Below are 2,400 nucleotides of genomic sequence, written 5' to 3' on the forward strand. Positions count from 1 at the left end.
GTTCAAGCATGCGTAGTGTTTGATGGGATCGAACGGGCCGTGCTTGCGGACCTTGATGAGTTCGAGGACACCGTTGCAGCACTGTACGCCGCGACCTCGACCACACAAGTCGTGGCCACAACGCAAATCTTCCTGCACAAACTTCCCGCTGATCGGCAGATTAAAGTGGGGAAACTGGACCATGCATCGAGCAAGCAGCTACTGGCTGGGGTGACGTCGCAAGACAAGCCCGAAGACCTCGAGCGCTTGCTGGAATTCTGCGACGGCCATGTCCTGACATTGAAGTTAGCATCAGCATTGGTCCAGCACTATGGCGGCGCATCAACGGCGTTGCGAGCCGTGTCCGAAAAGGGCGTGGCAGTTGTTAGTCTCCCAGGTCGAAAGAGCCAGAGCAGAAGCAGCTCGCTCGAGCTTTGCCTGCGAACTGCGTACGACGCCCTACCGATTGAGGCTCGCCAACTTCTATGGGCGGTTGCGGAATCACCTGCTGGCGTGTTCGCACCCTACCTAGAAGGGAAATGGATCGAACTCGCGGATCCGGCGGACGCTCTCGCAACTTTACGCCGATGGCACTTGGTCGAGTTCCAAGAGATCAGGGATACATTGAGCCGGGTCAGCGTACTCAGCCCCGTCAGAGCATTTGCGATCGAGCTTGCTGCACGGGAAGATCAGGATCGATATGAGGCAGTCCTAGATCAAGTCGTGGCCGCTCACGGTATGATGGTTGCTGTGTTGGAGGTGGAACACGACGACCCCAATGAAACACCATATGTGGTTGCGCGGTTTGGGGAGGAACTCCCGAATTTGCTGCACGTTCTTGAGCTCGCACGCGCACGTCTATCCAATCCTGAAATGGTCTCGACTGCGCTAGCGATCGTCGGCTCGCTGATGCGGTATTTCTTCGTTCTTGGCTTGTCGGAACAGGGTGCGCAGGTAATGCGCACTGCCGCCGAGCTAGCGCTTTCGGCAGGGCGGGTAGAGAGAGCAAGCGCCTTGGTCCTTCAACTCGTCTCCTTGGCGCAGCGAGCGCAGAGCCCGGGATTGGTCAACGCTGGGCTAGCATTGGCCGATCAGGTCGAGCTCCTGACCCAAGAACCGGGGGCGGCAGCAGACATCGCGATGGCTCGCGGAATTGTCGCGCGAGACCTCGGCGATTACGCATCGGCGGAACGAAATGCCCAAAAGGCTTTGAAAGGATACAGGTCGATACTGCGACAACTGGACGAACAGCCTCCTTCGGATACGCTCGACGGGGGGAGCGAGGTCGTTGGCCGAAACGACCTACATAATGACATCTCGGGCGCGCTTGGCCTTCTTGGCTTTTCCCTTCTATCGCTTGGCAGGTATGAGGAGGCTGCAAAGGCCTACAGACTTTCCATCAAAAATCAGCGGGGCGCGTCGATCGCAGTCAATCGCGGGCAAACGCTCCATCAACTGGGCAACAGCGAAAGCCATTTGGGGCAGTTCAGCGAGGCCACGGCCCACTACGCTGAGGCGGCCAAGATATTCCACTTTATTGGCATGGAGGAGTACCTCAGCAACACGCTTGGCGAACTAGGTTACGCCCTGCTCGATGTTAATAGCGAAGAGTGGCCTAGGGATATAGGATCTGACCTGCTTGCGGGCGGCTTGGAAGACTTGGCGCGGCATATCAAGCGAGATTTCGATCCTGGCCGACCACTCGATCACAGTCGATGTATCGCGATCATTCGAAAGCTTTTCGGTTCTATCGCGCTCATCACCCTTGTCGGGCAAGGGCGGCTGCTCGGGGCGTTCTGTGCAATGTTGGGAAACGAAGTTGTAGTGGTCCTCGGCACTCAACTTGCGAATGGGGAGAGGGACCGCGATGAAGCCTTTCCTCTCTCGATGATTGAAAGCGCACTTCGGCTAGGCGCGCTCGCGAGCGATGCGGAGCAGAGGCGTGGTGACCAGGGCGACATTCCAAGAGCACTGATAGGGGAGATGCTTCGCACCGTGTGTAATGCCCACAGCTGGGCGCAAGATACGATGCGCATAGTCGACTGGTTCGCCGCCTTGCTCACCCACCGGTGGGCTATCAAGGCGGAAACGTGGCACGTCTGCGCGAGTTCATCAAGAATTACAACGCGGACGTGACCGACTACCTCGACCTTTCGCGTTAGGCCGACTCTAGATGAGCAGCGATGGCTGCAAGCTCATAACGTCCGCTTGGTCCAACTGTGTCAGCAGCCTAGCCCCGGGAGAGCGGCGCCGCCAGGTACTTGATGGAACCACTAGCCCGCGGCTTCACCACTAGACTGGGCCGCGACGGCTTCCTCCACAATAGCGGTTTCCGCTGTTGGCGCGGGGGCGTTGGCGGCGATGAATATGGAATCGTGCTCTACGGTGATGAGAACCCCGCCGTTCTGGTTGTTTTGCTTT

General features: G+C 58.0%; 1 protein-coding gene. It reads left to right on the forward strand.

The features are described from left to right. The coding region (locus EOA13_RS36780) for a hypothetical protein (protein ID WP_206535368.1) at positions 1 to 2,115 on the forward strand (2,115 nt) is incomplete at its 5' end. Positions 2,116 to 2,400: the final 285 nt, after the last annotated feature.

The sequence above is a fragment of the Mesorhizobium sp. M7A.F.Ca.US.011.01.1.1 genome (assembly GCF_003998295.1).
GTDB lineage: Bacteria > Pseudomonadota > Alphaproteobacteria > Rhizobiales > Rhizobiaceae > Mesorhizobium.